This window comes from Thiobacillus denitrificans ATCC 25259 (assembly GCF_000012745.1).
GTDB lineage: Bacteria > Pseudomonadota > Gammaproteobacteria > Burkholderiales > Thiobacillaceae > Thiobacillus > Thiobacillus denitrificans_B.
Genome location: NC_007404.1, coordinates 772,348 through 791,811 on the forward strand (window position 1 = coordinate 772,348; position 19,464 = coordinate 791,811).

Genomic DNA, 19,464 nt, shown 5'->3' on the forward strand with positions numbered 1-19,464 from the left:
CTGCCAACCTTCCGTGGGCGGGGATTATACCTGCGAGCCTGCCGAACTCACGGCCGGCACGAGCGGACCTTCGTCGCCGCCGAGCAGCGAGGCGTCCGAGGCGTATTCGTTGAGGCGGTTGTAGATGGTCTTGAGGCTCACGCCGAGCGCCTTGGCCGCGCGCCGCTTGTCGCCGCGGAAACGGTCGAGCGTCGCGATGATCAGTTGCTGCTCGACTTCCTCGAGCGAGGTGCCGATCTCGAATTCGACGACCTGGCGCGAGCCGGCGCGCTCGTTCTGGCCGAGCGGCGCGAGCGTGTCGATCTCGACGATGCCGTCGGCCATGATGTAGGCGCGCTGGATGCAGTTCTTGAGTTCGCGCACGTTGCCGGGCCAGCTGTGCGAGCGGAGCTTGTCGGCCGCGTCGGCGGCGAACGCCTTGGCCGTGCCGTACTCGGCGTTGAGTTCCTTCAGGAAGGCGTTGGCGAGCAGGATGACGTCGTCCTCGCGCTCGCGCAGCGGCGGCACGACGATCGGAAACACCGCGAGCCGGTACAGCAGGTCTTCGCGCAGGCGATTGTCGCGCAGCGCTTCCATCGGATCGCGGTTGGTCGCCGCGAGCACGCGCACGTTGCATTCGATTTCCTGGTCGCCGCCGACGCGGATCACGCGGCCGGTTTCGAGCACGCGCAGCAGGCGGACCTGGAGATCGATCGGCATTTCGGTGATCTCGTCGAGGAAGAGCGTGCCGCCGTGGGCGCGTTCGAAGAAGCCCTGGTGTGTACGGTTTGCGCCGGTGAATGCACCTTTTTCATAACCGAAGAGTTCGGCCTCGACGAGATTGGGCGGCAGGGCGCCGCAGTTCAGCGCGACGAAGGGCGCGTGCGAACAGCGGCTCATGGCGTGCAGTGTCTGCGCGATCAGCTCCTTGCCGCAGCCGCTCTCGCCGACGATCAGCACTGACACGTAGCTCGGCGCGACCCGCTCGATCAGGTGGAACACATCCTGCATGGCGGGGGATGCGCCGAACAGACGGCCGAAGGCATGCTCGCCGGGGTCGGCGCCCGTGGGCGGTGCGGCCGGCTCGACCGGGCGCGACGGGGATCCCCCGTCGCGCGCATACGAATAGAGCGTGGGTATCCCCATGTCGGGTGACTCGTGGCGGATGGGTTTGGGCACAACGCGCTCCTTGTTTGCCTGCTCTGTTTTCATGACGCGGTTTTGAGGTCTTCATGCTAATCGCGCGGGCCGGCAGCCGAATGAGACAAACGCGTATTCGGAAGCAGGATGATTCCTACACCCCCGGCCCTGTCGCGACAGGGCAGTCCGCGCTTACTCGTGCCGGGCTGCGCCACGGGGAGCGCCTGCGCGACGGCCGCCGCCAGGCCGCGGGAACGGCACTTGCTATCGGGGAGGATGGCCGGTGCCATGCTGTCCTCGAGGCTCGGACGTCCTCCCCGTTCCGAAAGGCTGGCATGGTCCCGGCCATATCTACTTATCCCGCAACCGCTTTCAAGCTTCCTGAAAGGACCTGGCCATGGGCAAACATCGGAAGGAAGACTCCCGCGGGCACGATCCCTCGCACGACGACCGCGGCGACGCTGCCCGCTACCGCGCAGCCGACGAGCACCGCGGGGGCGCAGCCGACCATCACGGCGGCGCGCACGACGCCGCCCATCCGGGCGATCGCGACAGCCGGCGCGAACAGCGCGGCCGCGCGCCGGGCAGTAGTTACGGCGGCAAGCAGGGCAGTTACGCGCAGGGGAGTTACGCCCAGGGCAACTACCGCGAGCGCGGCGATGTTTCTTCAGGCCGTGGACTGCACGACGACGCCGCGTCCTGGCAGAGCGGCGCGCAGGATCATTGGCGGCAGGGAGCGCAGGAGCGCGGCGGGCCGGGCCAGGGCGGCTACGGCGAATTGAGCTACGGACAGGGCGGCCAGCGCCGCGGTCAGGGCGAGGGCGCTTACGAACGCGGACCGGAGGCGTTCGGCCAGTGGCAGGGCGGTTCCCGCGGCGGCTACGGTCAGCCGGGGCACGAGCCGGGTAGCTACGGCGCCGGCAGCTACAGCCAGGGCGAGCAGGTCGAGGGGCCGCGCGGGCAAAGCAGCCAGGGCACGGACGAGGCAGCGTGGCGCCGGAACCGGCTCGCCGAGGGCGCCAATCCCGGCATGTCGGGCCCCCACGGCTCGCCGCACGAAGGCGCGTCGCGCGACACCGGTCCCCACCACGACCCGCATTATCTGAAGTGGCGCGAGGAACAGATCCGCAAGCTCGACGCCGACTACGAGGCCTTCAGCCAGGAGCGCTACAGCCGCTTTGCCGACGAATTCGACAGTTGGCGGCGCGAACGCGCGGCGGCTGGCGGCACGCGGGACGAATCGAAGGTGGGCAGCAAGCGCGCGCCGGGCGACGCCGACAAAAGTGACGGCGGCACGCAGGACACGGGCGACGCGCCGAAGCGGCGCTAGTCTTCGCCGGCTGCGGCCGGCTCAGCCGTGGTAGCGGCGCATGTCGACGTTGGGGATCGCCATCATCTGGCGGTACTTGGTGACCGTGCGCCGCGCGACGCGCAGGCCCTGCTGCATCAGGATGCGCGCGATGTCGGCGTCCGAGTGCGGCGAGCGGGCATCCTCCGAAAGAATCATCTTGCGGATCGCCTCGCGGATCGCCGTGGTCGAGCACTGACTGCCCTGTTCGGTGTTCAGCGCGCGCGAGAAGAAATACTTCAGTTCGAACACGCCCAGCGGCGTCACCATGAATTTGTTGCAGGTCGCGCGCGAGACGGTCGACTCGTGCAGGCCCAGTTCGTCGGCGATGTCCTTGAGGCCGAGCGGCTGCATGGCGAGCGTGCCGTGCTCGAAGAAATGCTGCTGGCGGTCGACCAGGGCCTGCGCCACGCGCAGGATCGTCGAGAAGCGCTGCTCCATGTTCTGCACCGCCCAGCGCGCTTCGCGCAGGTGGCCGGCGAGGTCGCCGTGGTGCGGCTCGCGGTGGCGTTGGAACAGCTCGGCGTAGGTGCGGTTGAGGCTGACGCGCGGAACCGCCGAACTGTTCAGCAGGGCCGTCCACTGCCCGCGAATCTTGCGCACGATCACGTCGGGGCGGATGGCCGCGGCGACGTGGTGGCCGAAGCACGCGCCGGGCCGCGGCTCGAGGCGGCGGATGTAGGCGCACACGGCCTCCACTTCCGCGGGAGTGCTGCCGACGCGCTGGGCGATGCGCTGCAGGTCGCGCTGCTGCAGCAGCTTGAGTTCGTCGCGCACGATGCGCAGCGCGAGCTCGCGTTGCGGCGACGGCGGCCGACGCCGCAACTGCAGGGTCAGGCACTCGGGGACGTCGCGGGCCGCGAGGCCCGCCGGGTCCAGGGATTGCACGCGCGTGAGCGCCGCGAGCATCTCGCGCGCGTCGACACGCGGTTCGAGCCCCGCCATCGCGCGCAAGGCGTCGAGTTCGACGCGCAGGTAGCCGTCGTCGTCGAGCGCCTCGGCGATGATCCAGGCGAGAAAGTGCTCGCGCGGCGGCAGGTCGAGCATGTTGAGCTGGCTGTGCACGTGCTGGCGCAGCGTGACCGGCGCGCAGGCGAAGTCGATCGCGTCGGCATTCGCCTCGCTGTACCGCCCCGGCGCCTCGCCGCCGTCGCCGAGCCGCTCCTCGTAAGCGGTCTCGGCATAGTCTTCCGCCTGCGCCCCGTCGGCTGCCGGGGGCGTGTCGGCCGCGGTCGTGGCGGTGTCCGGTGCGGCCGCGTCTTCGTCGGCGAACTCGCCATCCTCGAGTTCGAGGAACGGGTTGCTGCTGACGAGCTCCTGCAGCTCAAGCGCGAAATCGAAGGTCGAAAGCTGCAGCAGCCGCACCGCCTGTTGCAGCCGCGGCGTCAGGGTCTGCGTCTGGCGCGGCTCGAGGGCGAGGGCGGGACGATTCATCCGCAGGCCTCCTGGCCGAAAGCTGCGGCGACGCGCAGCCGGCACCGCGGCAGCGCATGCACGGGAGGAACGGACATCGCAGCGTCGCACGGAATACTCGGGTGCGGAAGCGGCGAGGGGAGCGAGAAGACCATGCTTGAACCGAGGGAAACCGACTGAGGCGTTCAAAGCACGACCCGTTCCAGCCACGGGGACGTTCGCCGCTGCGCCGTCTATGCGCCGCCGCGGGATCGACCCGAAAAAAAAAGCGCCTCGACGGCGCCGACGCATGTAGAAATTACGCGGGCTTTTGCAACTTAGGGCCCCGCGTCAGGCCGGGCGGGCCCACACCGAGGTCGGTTTCGCCCGGCGGTGCAACGCCGGGCGCCGTGACCGCGTCGGCGGGACGCGGTCGCGCTTCAGCGGCCACTGCGACCGGCGGGGGCGCGGGGCCGGGCCGGCGCGGACGCCTCCGCGGCGTCCGCTTCCATGCCGTGCTCGACCATGAGTGCCTGGCGACGCTGTTGCAAGGATTCGAGCATGCCGCTCCAGTCGATCTTGGCGCGTTCGAGCTGCTTGAACATCTCCTGCTCCTCTTCGCGGATGTGGTGCTTCACGTATTCGCCGAGCACGGTGAAGCTGGCCGCGTATTTCTCGTCCTCCGGAGAGAGGCTGCGGATGTCGGCGATGAGCTGCTTCGCGCTCTTGTGCTCGACCTCGGCCTCGGTGACGAGGTCCGCTTCGCTGATGTTCTCGCGCACGGCCGGATAGAAGATCTCTTCCTCGAGCTGGGCGTGCACTTCGAGTTCGCTGCAGGTCTGCTCGACGAGTTCGGCGGCGCGCTCGGGGTCTTCGTGCGGGTCGATCTTCTCGAAGTCGCGGAAGGCTTTCTTGACGCGCTTGTGATCGTCCTTGAGCATGTCGAGCACGCTCTCGCGCAGGCTCGCCACCGAGCGCCGCGCGGTCTGCCGGCCCGTGGTTCTGGTTTGAGTGGATCGCAAAGGCATGGGAAACCTCCATTGGTTGCTCCGCGGGAACCGGGATTGGCCCCCGGAAAACCTGCGTCATGCAAACGCCGTACCGCGGACGCGCGCCGACGCCGGCGCCCTGAAGAAAGCGGCACCGGCTTTGCAAAAACGTCCTGCGGAAAAGCGCGCGAGAAACGCGGTGTCGGACTCAGGGCCAGGAGGTTTCGCGCATCGGCAGCACCATGATCTCGGCGATCACGCTCTCCGCCGGCAGCGTCAGCAGATAGCGCACGGTGTCGGCGACGTTGTCCGGGTCCTGCAGCAGGCCGGGGTCGAGATCGGGAAAGCGTTCGAGCAGGAACGGCGTGCGCATGCCGCCGGCGATGACCGTCGTCACCTTGATGCCCTCGGGCCGCAGTTCGACGTGCAAGGCCTGCGACAGCCCGACGAGGCCCCACTTCGACGCGTGATAGGCCGACGCGTTGGCCCAGGCGCGCTTGGCGGCGGTCGACGCGATGTTGACGATCTGCCCGCCGTTGCCCTGCGCGCGCATTTGCTCGGCCGCGTATTTGGCGAGCATGAACGGGCCGCTCAGGTTGGTGCGCAGGATGCGCTCCCACTCGTCGCAGGCGAGTTCTTCGACGCTGCAGGTCTTGTCGATGCCGGCGTTGTTGACGAGCGCGTCGAGGCGGCCGAAGCGCGCGACGACCTCCGCGATCGCAGCCTTGACCTGCGCCTCGCTGCCGACGTCGGTTTCGAGGGCGAGGGCGTCGGCGCCCTTGTCGGTGAGCGCGGCGGCCTCGCGGCGCGCGGCCTTGCCGTCGACGTCCATCACGGCGATCTTGGCGCCTTCGCGTGAAAGCGCGCGGCAGATCGAGGCGCCCAGGCCTCGCCCGCCTCCGGTGACGACTACCACCTGGTCAGTCAGTGCGGCCACGTTTCTTCCTCCAGTCTAGGGTTTGCGGCAGGGACTCAGTCGACGTGCAGACTGAGGTCGAGCGTGCGCATCGTGTCGCGACCGAGCCAGAACGCGGTGTCGCGCGCGATCACTTCGCGCAGGTCGTAGGGCTTGCTGGTGCAGGGTTCGAGCATCAGCACGTAGTGGCCGTTGAAGCCGCCGTAGCTCTGGAACACCCAGACGAACGGGAAGGCGGCGCGGTCGAACGCGAAGCTGAGCCGGCTGCCGGTCCGCGCGTTGCGCACGCCGCAGCGTCCTTCTTCGAGCGCCGAGCAGTAGACGAACTCGCGCAGGCCGCTGTCCGCGGGGCGGGTGCGGTCGAGCCGCACGGTGCCGCCGTCGGCGGTGCGGCCGTCCGGCCAGCGCGTCTTGCCCTCGCGTCCGATCAGGCGGCTGAATTCGATCGCGACGGCCTCGACGGTGCAGTCGGGCAGGTCGATTTCGTCGCCTTCCTCGATCGCGAGCGCGGGGTGGAGCTTGAGCATGCACGGCACCGGGGACGCGCCCAGGTTGGTCATGCGGTAGCGCAGATGCAGGACCGGGGCGTCGGGTTCGAGCACGAGCAGCTTTTCGAGACGCACCGGAACGGTCCGGCACTCGAGCGTGAGGGCGAGGCGGTGCGGCGCGTCGAGCTTGGAGTCCCAGACCGCGGACCAGGTTTCGCCATGGTCGGGCAGCGCGCGGCCGTCGACCGTGCACGCCGCGTCGTTCGGAAACATCTCCTCGAAGCCGCCCTGCCAGCAGGCGTCGAACGAAGCCGCTTCCGTCACCGGGCGGGCGGCGTCGGGGTCATACTCCGGCGGGTGCCAGAGCCATTCCTTGGCGCGTGCGAGATCGGTGATCTGGTCGATGCGGCCCCCGCACTCGGGGCGCACCGTGACTTCGAGGTGGCGGTTCTTGAGGACGACACTCATGTTTCTGGCGGAAGACGGCGATGCGAACGATCTTGCAAGCCACGTGCCGGGGTGGAGATGGGCACGCTTTCTGCTGAATGCCGGGTTTCCCCCTTCGTCAGGAGAGCACCGTGCATTCCGTTTCCGCCGCGCGTGTCGTCGAACTCCATCGCCGCTGCCTCGCGGCGCCGGCCTGGCCCCATCATGTCAGCGGCGAGGCCGGGGCGCGTTCGGATATCTGGTCGTGGATCGAATACAACCACCGCTGCAACAGCCTGCTGTGGGTCGCCGAGGACGAGGCGCGGCGCACCGACGTGCCCGACGCCGAGATCGTGCGCCGCAAGCGCGAGATCGATCACTACAACCAGCGGCGCAACGACGCCGTCGAACGCATCGACGAGTGCGTCCTGGCGGGGCTGACCGGTGTCTTCTATCCGCAGCACGCGCGCCAGCACAGCGAGACCGTCGGCGCGATGATCGACCGCCTGTCGATCCTCGCGCTCAAGACGCGCCACATGCGGCTCGAGAGCCAGCGCCAGGAGGCGGGCGCGGAGCACGTCCAGCGCTGCACCGCTCGGCTCGCGATCCTGCGTGAGCAGCGGGCCGATCTCGCCGCCTGCCTCGACCGGCTGCTCGCCGACGCGCGGGCCGGACGCGTCTACTTCAAGGTCTATCGCCAGTTCAAGATGTACAACGATCCGCAGTTGAATCCCGCGCTCTATTCGCGGGCGCACGCCGGCGCCCGCGGCACCAAGGCCGCGGCCGGGCAGTGAGGGCGGCGCAGGCGCGTCGGCGGCCGGGCTGAGCGCCGTGGCGTGCGGGCCTTACGCCGGCGTGCGCCGCATCGTCGTGCTGCGGCCCTGCGCGCTGGGCGATCTGATGTTCGCGTTGCCGGCGCTCGGCGCCCTGCGGGAAACCTATTCCGACGCGTCGATCACCCTGCTCGGCTTGCCGTGGCAGGCGGATTTTCTCGCCGGCCGGCCCGGCGCGATCGACGAAGTCCGCGTCGTGCCGACGATTCCGGGCGTCGGCGCGCCGCCCGACGCGGCCGAGGACGGCGCTGCCGTCGCAGCCTTGCTGGCCGGATTGAACGAGGGCGAACACGGCGGCGTCGATCTCGCGATCCAGCTCTACGGCGGCGGGCGCTATTCCAATCCCTTCCTGCAGCGCATCGGCGCGCGCCATACGATCGGCATGCGCGCGCCGGACGCGCCGCCGCTCGAGCGCACGCTGCGCTACGTCTATCTGCAGAACGAGCGCCTGCGCCTGCTCGAGGTCGTCGGCCTTGCCGGTGCGCGAACCGCCGCGCTCGAGCCGCGCCTCGCGGTGCTGCCGCGCGACCGCGCCGAGGCCGCGGCCTGGCTCGGCGCCGACGACGGCGCGCCGTGGGTCGTCGTCCAGCCGGGGGCGACCGACCCGCGGCGGCGCTGGCGACCCGAGCGTTTCGCCGCGGTGGCCGATGCGCTCGCCGCGGCCGGTGCGCGCATCGCGGTCAACGGCGGCCCCGACGAGCGCGCGGTCGGGGCCGCGGTGATCGCTGCGATGCGTTACCCCGCGGTCGATCTCGCCGCCGCCGGCCTCTCGCGCTCGGGGCTCGTCGGCGCGATCGCGCGTGCCGCGCTCGTGCTGTCGAACGACACCGGTCCGCTGCATCTCGCGCAGGCGGTCGGCACGGCAAGCGTCGGCATCTACTGGTTCAGCAACCTGCTGATCTCGGGTCCGCTCTTCACCGGCCGCCATCGTCACGCGGTCGCGCTCGACCCCCGCTGCCCGGTGTGCGGGCAGGACAACGTCGGCGCGCGCTGCGCACACGACGTGAGCTTCGTCGACGCCGTATCGGTCGACGCGGTGCGCGATCAGGCGCTCGCGCTGCTCGCCGAGGTGCTGACGAGCAGGTCGAGCGCCTCGTCGAGCACGGCCTGAGCGCGGATTCCGAGCGGGTCCCAGACGGCACGGTGGCACGACGGGTCGAGCGGCGCCCAGCGGCTCATCTCGGAAGCCCGGAAGATCACGACGCTCGGCAGGCCGAGGCCGCAGGCGATGTGCGAGGTGCCGGTGTCGTTGCAGACGAGGAGCGCCGCGCCGGCCATGAGATGGGCCATCGCGCCGAGCGAGATGGCGGCAGCGGCGTCGAAGGCGGGTGCGCACATCGCCGCCGACACGGCCGCGGTGAGCGGCCGCTCGGCCTCGGATCCGGTCAGGACGACCTGCAGTCCGTGCGCGGCGAGCGCGTCGCCGAGCGCGGCGAAGCGCTCGGGCGGCCAGCGTCGCGCGGCGTCGCGCGCGCCGGGGTGCAGGCAGACGTAAGGGGCGCCCGGCGGCGGGAGTTTGAGGCCCGAGCGCGCGAGTTCGCGCGCGTCGGCGTCGAGCAGGGGAAAGCGGAGGTGGTCGCCGCGCGGCGGCGCGCCGAGGTGCGTCGTCAGCGCGAGCAGGCGGTGGATCTCGTGGCCGCGCGCCGGATAGCGCAGGAAGCTCGCGCCGCGCGCGCTCGCGTCGTCGTCGAAGCCGGCCTGCCAGACCGTGCCGAACTGTGCGACGAGCGCGTTGACGATGCGGCCGTTGCCGTGCAGCTGCAGCGCAAGATCGAAGCGGCGGGCGCGCACGGATTCGAGGAAAGGCGGATAGGCCTCGGGCGCCGGCTGCCGTTCGGGCAGGCCGGGGTGGCCGGGAAAAGCAATGAATTCGTTGACCAGCATCGCGAAGCGCTCGACGAACTGCTCGGCCCAGGGCAGGCCGACGAGCGCGATGCGCGCGTCGGGCAGGCGCCAGCGCAGCGCGCGCAGGGCCGGCACCGCACACAGCAGGTCGCCGACCTGAAGCGCGCGGAAGACGACGACCGACGCGGGCGCGTGGCGGTCGAACCAGCTCGGTGAGGCGGGGGACGCGTCGAAGCTCTCCATGGCTGTCTCCGGAAGGGGGTGCCCCGTTCCAGCAGCAATCGTGCCCGCAGGCGGCGGCGGCATGCTTCTTGCCGAGCGGGGGATCGGGGGACGCCGTCAGGGCGCACAGGTCCGGCTTGTCGCCCCCCGTGGAGAGAAAACCGCATGGCTTCCCATTCCCGCTCCGCCGTATACGAGCCGCCTGCGCGCCGTCGCATCATGCGCGAACTTTTGACAGCGGCCTGGCTGTATCGCGGCCGGCTCGTCGCGACCATCGTGCTGCTCCTGCTTGCCAAGGTCGCGGTGGTGGCGGTGCCGCTCGCGCTGAAAGGCGTGATCGACGCCCTGAGCCGGCCCGAACAGGTGCTCGCCGTGCCGGTCGTGCTGCTCGTGGGCTACGCAGTGCTGCGCTTCGCCGGGACCCTGTTCAACGAACTGCGCGACCTGGTCTTTTCGCGCGTGACGCAGAACATCGTCGCCGATTACGCGCACCGGGTGTTCGTCCATCTGCACACGCTGTCGCCGCGCTTTCATGCCCGCCGGCGCAGCGGCGCGCTACTGCGCGACATCGACCGCGGGACCAACGGCGTCGGATTTCTGCTCGGCGCGAGCCTCTTTACGCTGCTGCCGGCGCTGGTCGAGTTCGCGATGGTGCTCGGCATCATCGTCTCGCGCTATGCCGACGCCTTCGCCTGGATCATCGTCTCGACCTTCGTCGTCTACTCGGTATTCACCTTCTTCTTCACCGCGCGCCGCACCCTGCATCAGCGCCGCGTGAACCGCCTCGACAGCACGGCCAAGGCGCGCCTCGCGGACAGCCTCATCAACTACGACACGGTCAAATTCTTCACCGGCGAGAAGGCCGAGTCCGGCCACTTGCACGACATCTTTCGCGACTGGGTCGAGGCCATGGTGCGCAACCAGAAGGCGCTGTTCATCCTGCACGTCGGGCAAAGCCTGATCATCGCGCTCGGCGTCGCCTCGGTGATGCTGCTCGCGGGCTACAACGTCGTCGGCGGCGTGCTCACGGTCGGTGACCTGGTGCTGATCAACGCCTACGTGATCCAGGTCTGCCTGCCGCTCAATACGCTCGGCTTCGTTTATCGCGAGACGCAGGACGCACGGACCAACGCCGAGCAACTGCTCGCGCTGCTCGACGAGCCGGTCGAGATCGTCGATGCGCCCGGCTCGCAGCCGCTCGCCGTCACCCACGGCGAGGTCGAGTTCCGCAACGTGAGCTTTCGCTACGACCCCGGGCGTCCGCTGCTGGACGACGTCAGCTTCAGGATTCCGCCGGGCCACACGGTCGCGGTCGTTGGCGGAAGCGGTTCGGGCAAGTCGACGCTCGCGCGCCTGCTGCTGCGCTTCTACGACGTCGACGAAGGGGCGATCCTGATCGACGGGCAGGACATCCGCGAAATCACCCAAGAGAGCCTGCGCGGCGCGATCGGCGTGGTGCCGCAGGACACCGTGCTGTTCAACGACGACATCGCCTACAACATCGGCTACGGCCGCCCCGGCGCACGCGAGAATGAGATCGCCGACGCGGCGCGTTCGGCCGACATCCATCGCCTCGTCGAGTCGCTTCCGGACGGCTACCACACCGAGGTCGGCGAGCGCGGCGTCAAGCTCTCCGGCGGCGAGCGCCAGCGCATCGCGATCGCGCGGGCGATCCTCAAGAACCCGCCCATCCTCATCTTCGACGAGGCGACGAGCGCGCTCGATACGCAGACCGAACGCGCGATCGAGCAGGAACTCGAGCGCATCTCGCGCGACCGCACCGCACTCGTCATCGCGCACCGCCTGAGCACGATCGCCGGTGCCGACACGATCCTCGTCATGGAGCGCGGCCGCGTCGTCGAACGCGGCACCCACGCCGAACTGCTGCAGGCGCGCGGCGTCTACGCCCAGATGTGGGTGCTGCAGCAGCGCGAGCAGGCGCTGGCGTCGAGCAAGGCGGGTTTCGGCGACGTGCCGCCCGCGCACGGCGAGGCCCAGCGCAGCGAGGTCCGGCGCAGCGACCTCGCCCAGGGTGAGTGAGGCCGGTAAAAAATACATGGCGGCTGTAATTCTTTCGTGCACGGGACCGCACGCCGCGCGGCCGGCTTCGCGTGGCGCCCGCGGCGGGCGTAAAAATCACGACGTCGAATCAATGGCTTACGAACGTTTCCGCGAGCCGGGGCATGGCGGTTGCTTTTTTGCCATTCAAGTTTCCCATTCGGAGCCACCCGTGTTTCGGGCGCCGCCATGTCACGACGCATTGCGCTCATCAGCGATCACGCTTCGCCGCTCGCGGTCCTCGGCGGCGTCGACAGCGGCGGCCAGAACGTCTACGTTGCGCAGGTCGCGCGCGAGCTCGCGGCGCGCGGACACGAGGTCGACGTGTTCACGCGCCGCTACCGCAGCGGGCAGCCGCGCATCGTCGAGTGGTGCAGGAACGTGCGCGTCATCCATGTGCCGGCGGGGCCGGCGACCGACGTGCGCAAAGAGGACCTGCTGCCTTACATGGCCGATTTCGCGCGCTGGATGATCGGCTTTTGCCGGATGCGGGGTGGCTACGACCTGCTTCACGCCAACTTCTTCATGTCCGGCGTCGTCGCGCGGCAGGTGAGGCGCGCGCTCGGCACGCCGTTCGTGATTACCTTTCATGCCCTCGGCCGCGTGCGTCGCAAGTATCAGCGCGAGGCGGACGAGTTTCCCGACGAGCGCGCAGAGATCGAGGAGCAGTTGGTCGCCGAAGCCGACGCGGTCATCGCCGAATGCCCGCAGGACAAATCCGACCTCGAGACGCTCTACGGTGCCGATCCGGCCAGGCTCCACGTCGTGCCGTGCGGCTTCGAGAAGGACGCGTTCCTGCCGCTGCCGCGCCACTTCGCGCGCCAGGTGCTCGGCATCGCGCCCGAAGAGCGCCTGCTCGTGAACGTCGGCAGGCTGGTGCCGCGCAAGGGCATCGACAACGCGATCCGTGGCCTCGGTTGTCTGCGGCGCGTATACGGCATCGACGCGACGCTGCTCGTCGTCGGCGGCAATTCGGACGTCCCCGATCCCCACGAGACGCCCGAGATCGGCCGGCTCGCCGAGGTCGCGGCGCACGACGCGGCCGGTCAGCGCGTGATCTTCACGGGGCGGCGCTCGCGCGAATTGCTCAAGCTTTATTACGCGGCCGCGGACGCGCTCGTGACGACGCCCTGGTACGAGCCCTTCGGCATCACGCCGCTCGAAGCGATGGCCTGCGGGACGCCCGTGATCGGGTCCGACGTCGGCGGCCTCAAGTACACGATCCAGGACGGCGAGACCGGCTTTCTCGTTCCACCCGACGACCCCGAGGCGCTCGGCGAGCGCTTCGCGCGCTTCTACGGCAGCCCGCGCCTGATGCGGCGCATGAGCCGCAGCGCGCTGCGCCGCGCCAACAGCTTGTTCACCTGGGACCGCGTCGTCGCCAGGCTCGATCGTGTCTACGCGCGCGCGGCGCGATGGGACGCGCCGGCGGCAATCGTCACCCCGTTGCGTCCGCCGCGGGCGCTCCCGCCCGAAGCCGAATTGCCCGGCGTGCTCGGAGGCGCGCTCTTGCCATGACCCGCGCCGTGTTTCTCGACAAGGACGGCACGCTCGTCGACGACGTGCCGTACAACGCCGACCCGACGAAGATCCGGCTCGCCGCGGGCGCCGGCCGCGCGCTCGCCGCGCTGCTCGCCGGCGGCTTTCGCCTGTTCGTCGTCTCCAACCAGCCGGGCGTCGGCCTCGGCTACTTCCCGCTCGCGGCCCTGCAGCCGCTGTCGCAGCGCATCCGACAGCTCGTGCGCGCGGACGGCGCCGATCTCCACGGCTTCTATTACTGTCCGCACGCGCCGGCGCGGGGGCAGCCCGCCTGCGGCTGCCGCAAGCCGGCGCCGGGCCTGGTGCTGCAGGCGGCCGCCGAGCATGGCATCGCGCTCGAGAATTCGTGGTTCATTGGCGACATCCTCGACGACGTCGAGGCCGGTCATCGCGCCGGCTGCCGCAGCATCCTCATCGACAACGGCAACGAAACCGAATGGCTGAGATCACCAATACGCGAGCCCGACCACGTCGTGCGCAACCTGCACGACGCGGCGGCACACATTCTGAGCGCGGCGCAGCGCGAAACCGGGCGGGCGAGGGCCCTCGCGTCATGAGCGGCAACTGGCACGACGCGCGGCGCATCCTCTGCGTGCGGCTCGACAACATGGGCGACGTGCTGATGACGACGCCGGCGATCCGCGCCTTGAAGGCCGCGCGCCCCGACCGCCACATCACGCTGCTGACCTCGCCGGCCGGCGCGGCGGTCGCGAAACTGATTCCGGACGTCGACGCGGTGATCGTGTTCGACGCGCCGTGGATGAAGGGCGGCGAGCAACGCACGATCGCGCCCGCCGACGACGCCGCGCTCGAGGCGCTGCTGCGCGCCGGCGAATACGACGCCGCTGTGATCTTCACCGTCTACAGCCAGAGCGCGCTGCCGGCCGCCTACCTGTGTTACCGGGCCGGCATTCCGCTGCGCCTCGCCCACTGCCGCGAGAATCCCTACGCGCTTCTGACCGACTGGGTCGCCGAGAGCGAGCCCGGCAAGACGATCCGACACGAGGTGCGGCGGCAGCTCGACCTCGTCGCGACCGTCGGCTGCGCGAGCGACAGCCAGCGCATGTCGTTCGCCGTGCACGATCACGCGTGCCGCGAAGTGCGGCAGATGCTGGGGGCGCTCGGCCTCGATTTCGGGCGGCCCTGGGTGCTGCTCCACGCCGGCGCGAGCGCCCCGTCCCGGCGCTACCCGCCGCCGCTCTTCGCGCAGGCCGTACGTCTGCTCGCCGAAGCTGGCTGCCAGACCGTCCTCGCCGGGTCGGCCGACGAGGTCGACGACGTCGAAGCGATCCGCCGCATGGCCGACGTGCCGACCCTGTCGCTCGCCGGGCGGCTCGACCTCGCCGGGCTCGGCGCCGCGATCCTGCTGGCCGACGTGGTGATCTGCAACAACAGCGGCCCCGCCCACCTCGCGGCCGCGATCGGGACGCCGCTGGTCGAACTCTATGCGCTGACCAACCCGCAGCACACGCCGTGGATGGTGCGCCATACGCTGTTGTTCCACGACGTGCCGTGCCGGTTCTGCTACAAGAGCGTGTGCCCGCAGGGCCACCACGACTGCCTGCGCCGCGTCGACCCGGTCGAGGTCGCCGAGGCCGCGCTGGCGCTGCTGCCCTTCGGCCTGCGCTGGATGATCAGCGAGGTCGCGGCGCCGCGCCCGCCGATCCCGGTGCATCCGGCAAAGCGGGCGGTTCTGCCGCGCGACAAGGCGTCATGCGTCGGCTCCGCATCCTGACCTGGCACGTCCACGGCAGCTATCTCCATTACCTCACGCAGGTGCCGCACGATTTCTACGTGCTGTCGCGGCCCGAGCGGCCGCCAGGCTACGTCGGGCGCTTCGGCCATTTCCCGTGGGGCGACAACGTTCACGACATGCCGGTCGCCGCGGTCGCCGACGAGTCCTTCGACTGCATCCTGTTCCAGAACGCGCAGCACTACCGCGAGGACCAGCATGCGATCCTGAGCGCGGCGCAGCGGCGGGTGCCGCGCATTTTTCTCGAGCACGACCCGCCGCGGCAGTCGCCGACCGACACGCGGCACCCGGTCGACGATCCCGACACGCTGCTCGTGCACGTCACCGCGTTCAATCGCCTGATGTGGGACAACGGCCGCACGCCGACCCGCGTCGTCGAGCACGGCGTGATCGCGCCCACCGGCGCGGCCTACGAGGGCTCGCTGTTGAAGGGCCTCGTCGTCGTCAACCACATCGCGCAACGCGGCCGCCGTCTCGGTCTCGACGTCTTCGAGGCGGCGCGCGCGCAGATTCCGCTCGATCTGGTCGGCATGGGGTCGGCCGAACTCGGCGGGCTCGGCGAGGTCCGCCACGACGCGCTGCCGGCCTTCGCCGCGCGCTACCGCTTTTTCTTCAATCCGATCCGCTACACGAGCCTCGGTCTCGCGGTCATCGAGGCGATGATGCTGGGCCTGCCGGTCGTCGCCCTGGCGACGACCGAAATGACGACCGTGATCGAGAACGGCGTTTCGGGCTACGTCGACACTGAGCCGCAACGTCTCGTCGAGCGCATGGAGACGCTGCTCGCCGAGCCCGAACTCGCGCGCCGTCTCGGCGAGAACGCGCGCCGCTACGCGCTCGAACGCTTCGGCATCGGACGTTTCGTCGACGACTGGTGCGACGTCCTCGGCACGGTCTGCGGCACGCCGCGGCTCGCGCCCGGACTTAGGCAGGGCGTCAAGGGGACTTGCTGAGCTTCTCGGCTTCCGCTTTCAGCAGAACCTCGACGTGCTGCAGGTGCTGCTGCAGCTTCGGGAGCGTCTCCGAAGCGAAGGTCCGCAGTTCCGGGTCCGATCCCGATTCGGCTTCGCGGCTGTACAACGCGATCGCCGCCTGATGGTCGTCGCGCGCGTGAGAGAGCAGGGCGCGGTCGAAGGCCTCGCCGGCGAGACTCTGCAGTTCGTCGAGCCTGCGGCGCGCCGCGTCGTTGGGCGCTTTCGGGATCGAAATGTTCTTCTGCGAGGCGATCGCCGTGAGTTTTTCGTTGGCCCGGCTGTGGTCCTCGAGGATGACCTCGGCGAACTGGCGAACGCCGTCGGAGGCGGCGCGCTTCATCGCGATCTTGCCGACCTCGACTTCGGCGAGGCCCGCGGCGGCGGCGTCGACCGCGAACTGCACGTCGGCTTTGCTCGGCGCGGCGGGGCGCGTGGGGCCGGGCTCGACGGTGATCGCGGCCGATTGCGCGAAGCTCGGCTGGGCCACGGCCAGTGCCGCGAGCAGCAGGCTGGCCTGGAGGGGATGTCGCATCAATGGCTCCTTCGGAAGGTGGCAGGCCGGCGACGGGCGGCCCTTGCGCGGGCGCCCGGAACGCCGGGCGGTTTGGTCCCTGTTCCGCACCAGCAAGCGCCGTGCCTTGGCCAGATACCTGGGCCGGCGCTGCGCGGCAGCTCAGGCGCAGCGCGCCTCGTGCTGCGTTTCGAGAAAGCCGAGCAGCGCGGCCTCGTCGGCGTTCAGATGCTTGCGGCGCCGCGGACGGGCGAGGGCCGCGAGTTCGCCCGCGACGAAGGCCTCGACGATGGCCGGATGGACGTAACACTTCCTGCAGACCGCCGGCGTGTTGCCGAGCTGCGCGGCGACCTCGGCGATGACCCCGGAGACCCGGCGCTCGGCCTCGCCGCGGCTCTGCCAGGGCAGGCGACGGAATAGCGCGAGCGCGAGCGCGCTGCCGGCCCAGGTGCGGTAATCCTTGGCGGTGTAGTCGCCGCCGCCGTGTGCCCGGAGATAGGCGTTGACGTCGTTCGAAGTCACCGGCCGCGGGTGGCCGTCGGTGTCGAGATATTGAAAAAGCTGCTGCCCGGGCAGCTCCTGGCAACGCTTGAGGATGCGCGCGAGGCGGGGATGCTCGAGCGTGCGGCAATGTTTGATGCCGCTCTTGCCGGTGAAGCGAAACTGCACGGCGCTGCCGCGCACCGCGACGTGCCGGTTCTGCAGCGTGGTCAGCCCGAAGGACGCGTTCTCGCGCGCGTATTGCGGGTTGCCGACCCGGATCAGCGTCTGTTCGAGCAGGGCGACGACGGTCGCCATGACCTTGTCGGCCGCCAGCCCCGGCGCGTCGAGATGGGCCGCGATCGCCGCGCGCAGCTTCGGCAGCGCGTGGCCGAAGCCGAGCATGCGGCAGTACTTGTCGGTGCCGCGCGCCGCGATCCACGCCGGATGGTAGCGGTACTGCTTGCGTCCCCGCGCGTCGCGCCCGGTCGCCTGCAGGTGCCCGCGCGGATCGGCGCAGATCCAGACGTCGACGTAGGCCGGCGGGATCGCGAGCCGGGCGATGCGTGCGATTTCCTCGCGGTCCCGGATGCGCCGGCCGTCCGGGTCGAGGTAGACGAAGCGCGCGCCGCGGCGCACCCGCCGGATGCCCGGCGTGCCGGCGCCGATGTAGTTGAGGCCCTCGGGCGCACTCGCGCGCGGGTCGGACGGCGCGTTCCGCGGGGGCGTCGCGCGGGCGGGGTACGCGCTCATCGGCTGCCGCGCGGCGCCGGCGACAACGCGAGACGGGGCGGAGCGCGTCGTGCGCAGGGCGTCATGGCTTCTCCGATGCGGGACAGTTCAAGGATCGTGAGGCAAACGGCGTGCCGCCCAGAATTCGCCGAGCCGGCGACACCGCGGCGTCGAGGTTTCGTCAATTGCAGGCCTGCGCGAGAACGCGGCCGGCGGAAAACCGGAAATGGAACAGGGGCATGGCCGACGCGGACCGGACGAGAGCGTCTGGCATGGATGGTGCAGTGAACGGGTTCCGGAGGAGGATGCCCGTCGATGACCGCTATCTTTGAAATGCTCGGCGCGATCACGCGCCGCAGAAAGGCCGAGGGTGGATCGCCGTTCGCGTCGCCGAAGGCGACCGAGCGGTGGCTCAAGCACCTGCACGCCGACTCGGACTACGACGCGCATCACCTGCTCGTCGAGGGGCTCGAGCGTTTCAACGCCGAGAACGCGGCGCCGTCGGTCGCGCGCCTCGATTCGCTGAGCCGGCTCGAAGACGCCGGCCTGCCGCTGCAGTCGCGCATCGTCGAGCAGTACGTGCGCAACCAGGCGACCTTCCGCCTGGCGCGCCAGGCCCTGTGGCGCGAGTCCTGGATGTTCTGGTCGCTGCTCGCCGAAGCCTGGCTCGGACTGCTCAAGGAAGCCTACCGGCGCGCGGCGAGCGAAGAACTCAAGGCGCAGCGTCCCGCCATCGCGGCACGGGCCCTGCGCTACGCCGGGCTGGTCATGCGCTGGGAATATCACCAGGCACGCACGCCGGCGGAATCGGCGTGGCGCCGCCTGCACAAGATCTATCGCCTGGTCGAACGCGACGGCTACGCGCGGCACGTGCTGACGCTCGCGGGGCACGGCACGAGCTGCGTACGGGAATACACGCTCACGGTGCTGATGGGGCTGGTCAATCCGCTCGGCTACCGCGCGCAGGAGATCGAGGCGATCGCGCGCATTCTCGAGGCCTACCCGTCCTTGCCGCTTCCGAGCCCGGTCGCGATCGACGGCGTGCACACGCATCGCGTCGATCTTTCGCTCGGCGAAGGCGCGGCGGTTCTCGACAAGGACGGCGTGCCCGGCCGCCGCCTGCGCTACTTCGCGCTCGCGCCGTTGGTCAGGCATCTGAAAGCCTTCGACGCCGGCTCGGGGCCGGAGGCCGACGGCATGCACGCGCTCACCTGCCAGGCGGCGAGCCTGATCGAGCGTGGCGGCGTCCGGCGCAGCCGCCAGCGTACCCAACGCTTCGGGCGCGTCTGGGTCGCCGCTGGGATGGAGCGGGTGCTGAGTGCGCTCGCGCACGCCGATCCCGCGCCGGCGCGCCCGGCGCTCGAGCCCTGGATGCTGCGCGACGAAAGCTGCGAGGGCATGGGCTTCGCGCTCGGCGAGCCGGCGGCGCTGCCGCACGGCCGCCTCGTCGCCGTGACCTGGGACCCCGGCGAAAACGTCTGGCAACTGCTGGCCGTCCGCTGGAGCCGAGACGAGGGCGGCCAGCACCTGATCGGCACCGAGCGGCTGTCGCGCCATCCCAAGCGGGTCCAGGTCTATTTCGAGGCGGACGTCGCCGACGTGCCGAGCGAACAGGTCTCGGCGGTATTCCTGCCGATGGCGCCGAGCGAAGGCGGCAGCAGCCATCTACTGCTTCCCCGCACACACTACCGGCTGGGCGCCGCGATGATGCTGCGTGAAGGCGAGGCCGTCTACCGCCTGCGCCTCGGCGAGGTGCAGGAAAGCCACGAGGACTGGCTGCGCGTCGGGATGGACGTCGTCGGCCGGGAGCAGCTCGCGGCCGCGGCCTGAAACCGCGGG

17 protein-coding genes are annotated in these 19,464 nt (G+C 70.2%); 9 read left to right on the plus strand and 8 right to left on the minus strand.

Annotated features, from left to right (window positions below):
* Nucleotides 1-24: 24 nt before the first annotated feature.
* Entirely contained in the window at nt 25-1,158 is a 1,134-nt protein-coding gene (locus TBD_RS03715) for a sigma-54 interaction domain-containing protein (protein WP_202943212.1), read from the minus strand.
* 358 nt (nt 1,159-1,516) lie between these two features.
* Here TBD_RS03715 and TBD_RS14190 point away from each other — a divergent pair, with 358 nt between their 5' ends.
* A complete protein-coding gene (locus TBD_RS14190) occupies nt 1,517-2,449 on the plus strand; it encodes a hypothetical protein (RefSeq protein ID WP_011311243.1) in 933 nt (310 codons plus the stop codon).
* Nucleotides 2,450-2,470: 21 nt separating this feature from the next.
* Here TBD_RS14190 and rpoN read toward each other — a convergent pair whose 3' ends face one another.
* From rpoN to TBD_RS03740, 4 genes are all read right to left on the minus strand, one after another.
* Complete coding sequence (rpoN, locus tag TBD_RS03725; protein ID WP_011311244.1) at nt 2,471-3,901, minus strand: RNA polymerase factor sigma-54; 1,431 nt, start codon at nt 3,899-3,901, stop codon at nt 2,471-2,473.
* A 398-nt stretch (nt 3,902-4,299) separates the two neighbouring features.
* Nucleotides 4,300-4,887: a hemerythrin domain-containing protein gene (locus TBD_RS03730; protein WP_011311245.1), complete on the minus strand. Its 588-nt coding sequence runs from the start codon at nt 4,885-4,887 to the stop codon at nt 4,300-4,302.
* Between the two features lie 169 nt (nt 4,888-5,056).
* Nucleotides 5,057-5,785 carry an SDR family oxidoreductase gene (locus TBD_RS03735; protein ID WP_011311246.1) on the minus strand — a complete coding sequence of 243 codons (729 nt, stop codon included), beginning with the start codon at nt 5,783-5,785 and terminating at the stop codon, nt 5,057-5,059.
* 35 nt (nt 5,786-5,820) lie between these two features.
* The gene (locus TBD_RS03740) at nt 5,821-6,720 is read right to left on the minus strand and encodes a hypothetical protein (protein ID WP_011311247.1); all 900 of its coding nucleotides are present in this window, start codon (nt 6,718-6,720) and stop codon (nt 5,821-5,823) included.
* A 110-nt stretch (nt 6,721-6,830) separates the two neighbouring features.
* On the opposite strand from TBD_RS03740, the gene TBD_RS03745 reads away from it, so the two are divergent.
* Nucleotides 6,831-7,472 carry a DUF4254 domain-containing protein gene (locus TBD_RS03745; RefSeq protein ID WP_041432323.1) on the plus strand — a complete coding sequence of 214 codons (642 nt, stop codon included), beginning with the start codon at nt 6,831-6,833 and terminating at the stop codon, nt 7,470-7,472.
* Nucleotides 7,473-7,509: 37 nt separating this feature from the next.
* Nucleotides 7,510-8,622 (plus strand): glycosyltransferase family 9 protein, encoded by a 1,113-nt coding sequence (locus TBD_RS03750; RefSeq protein WP_011311249.1) that lies wholly within the window; start codon nt 7,510-7,512, stop codon nt 8,620-8,622.
* Here the strand turns inward: TBD_RS03750 and TBD_RS03755 are convergent.
* Nucleotides 8,556-9,599 (minus strand): glycosyltransferase family 9 protein, encoded by a 1,044-nt coding sequence (locus TBD_RS03755; RefSeq protein WP_011311250.1) that lies wholly within the window; start codon nt 9,597-9,599, stop codon nt 8,556-8,558. The genes TBD_RS03750 and TBD_RS03755 overlap by 67 nt on opposite strands.
* 144 nt (nt 9,600-9,743) lie before the next feature.
* Here TBD_RS03755 and TBD_RS03760 point away from each other — a divergent pair, with 144 nt between their 5' ends.
* The 5 genes from TBD_RS03760 to TBD_RS03780 all read left to right on the plus strand — a co-directional run bounded on the left by TBD_RS03760 (nt 9,744) and on the right by TBD_RS03780 (nt 15,881).
* Nucleotides 9,744-11,618: an ABCB family ABC transporter ATP-binding protein/permease gene (locus TBD_RS03760; RefSeq protein WP_011311251.1), complete on the plus strand. Its 1,875-nt coding sequence runs from the start codon at nt 9,744-9,746 to the stop codon at nt 11,616-11,618.
* A 207-nt stretch (nt 11,619-11,825) separates the two neighbouring features.
* Complete coding sequence (locus tag TBD_RS03765; protein WP_011311252.1) at nt 11,826-13,154, plus strand: glycosyltransferase; 1,329 nt, start codon at nt 11,826-11,828, stop codon at nt 13,152-13,154.
* Complete coding sequence (locus TBD_RS03770; RefSeq protein ID WP_011311253.1) at nt 13,151-13,732, plus strand: D-glycero-alpha-D-manno-heptose-1,7-bisphosphate 7-phosphatase; 582 nt, start codon at nt 13,151-13,153, stop codon at nt 13,730-13,732. Before TBD_RS03765 ends, TBD_RS03770 begins: the two co-directional genes overlap by 4 nt.
* Nucleotides 13,729-14,910 carry a glycosyltransferase family 9 protein gene (locus TBD_RS03775; RefSeq protein WP_011311254.1) on the plus strand — a complete coding sequence of 394 codons (1,182 nt, stop codon included), beginning with the start codon at nt 13,729-13,731 and terminating at the stop codon, nt 14,908-14,910. Before TBD_RS03770 ends, TBD_RS03775 begins: the two co-directional genes overlap by 4 nt.
* Nucleotides 14,889-15,881: a glycosyltransferase family 4 protein gene (locus TBD_RS03780; RefSeq protein ID WP_011311255.1), complete on the plus strand. Its 993-nt coding sequence runs from the start codon at nt 14,889-14,891 to the stop codon at nt 15,879-15,881. The genes TBD_RS03775 and TBD_RS03780 overlap by 22 nt, the downstream gene beginning before the upstream one ends.
* On the opposite strand, the gene TBD_RS03785 is transcribed toward TBD_RS03780, so the two are convergent.
* A complete protein-coding gene (locus TBD_RS03785; RefSeq protein ID WP_011311256.1) occupies nt 15,865-16,434 on the minus strand; it encodes a DUF4142 domain-containing protein in 570 nt (189 codons plus the stop codon). The two genes, TBD_RS03780 and TBD_RS03785, sit on opposite strands and share 17 nt — an antisense overlap.
* A gap of 141 nt (nt 16,435-16,575) precedes the next feature.
* Nucleotides 16,576-17,646 (minus strand): DNA topoisomerase IB, encoded by a 1,071-nt coding sequence (locus TBD_RS03790; protein ID WP_011311257.1) that lies wholly within the window; start codon nt 17,644-17,646, stop codon nt 16,576-16,578.
* A gap of 294 nt (nt 17,647-17,940) precedes the next feature.
* Between TBD_RS03790 and TBD_RS03795 the strand changes: the two genes are divergently transcribed.
* A complete protein-coding gene (locus tag TBD_RS03795) occupies nt 17,941-19,455 on the plus strand; it encodes a hypothetical protein (protein WP_011311258.1) in 1,515 nt (504 codons plus the stop codon).
* The last annotated feature ends 9 nt before the right edge of the window (nt 19,456-19,464 follow it).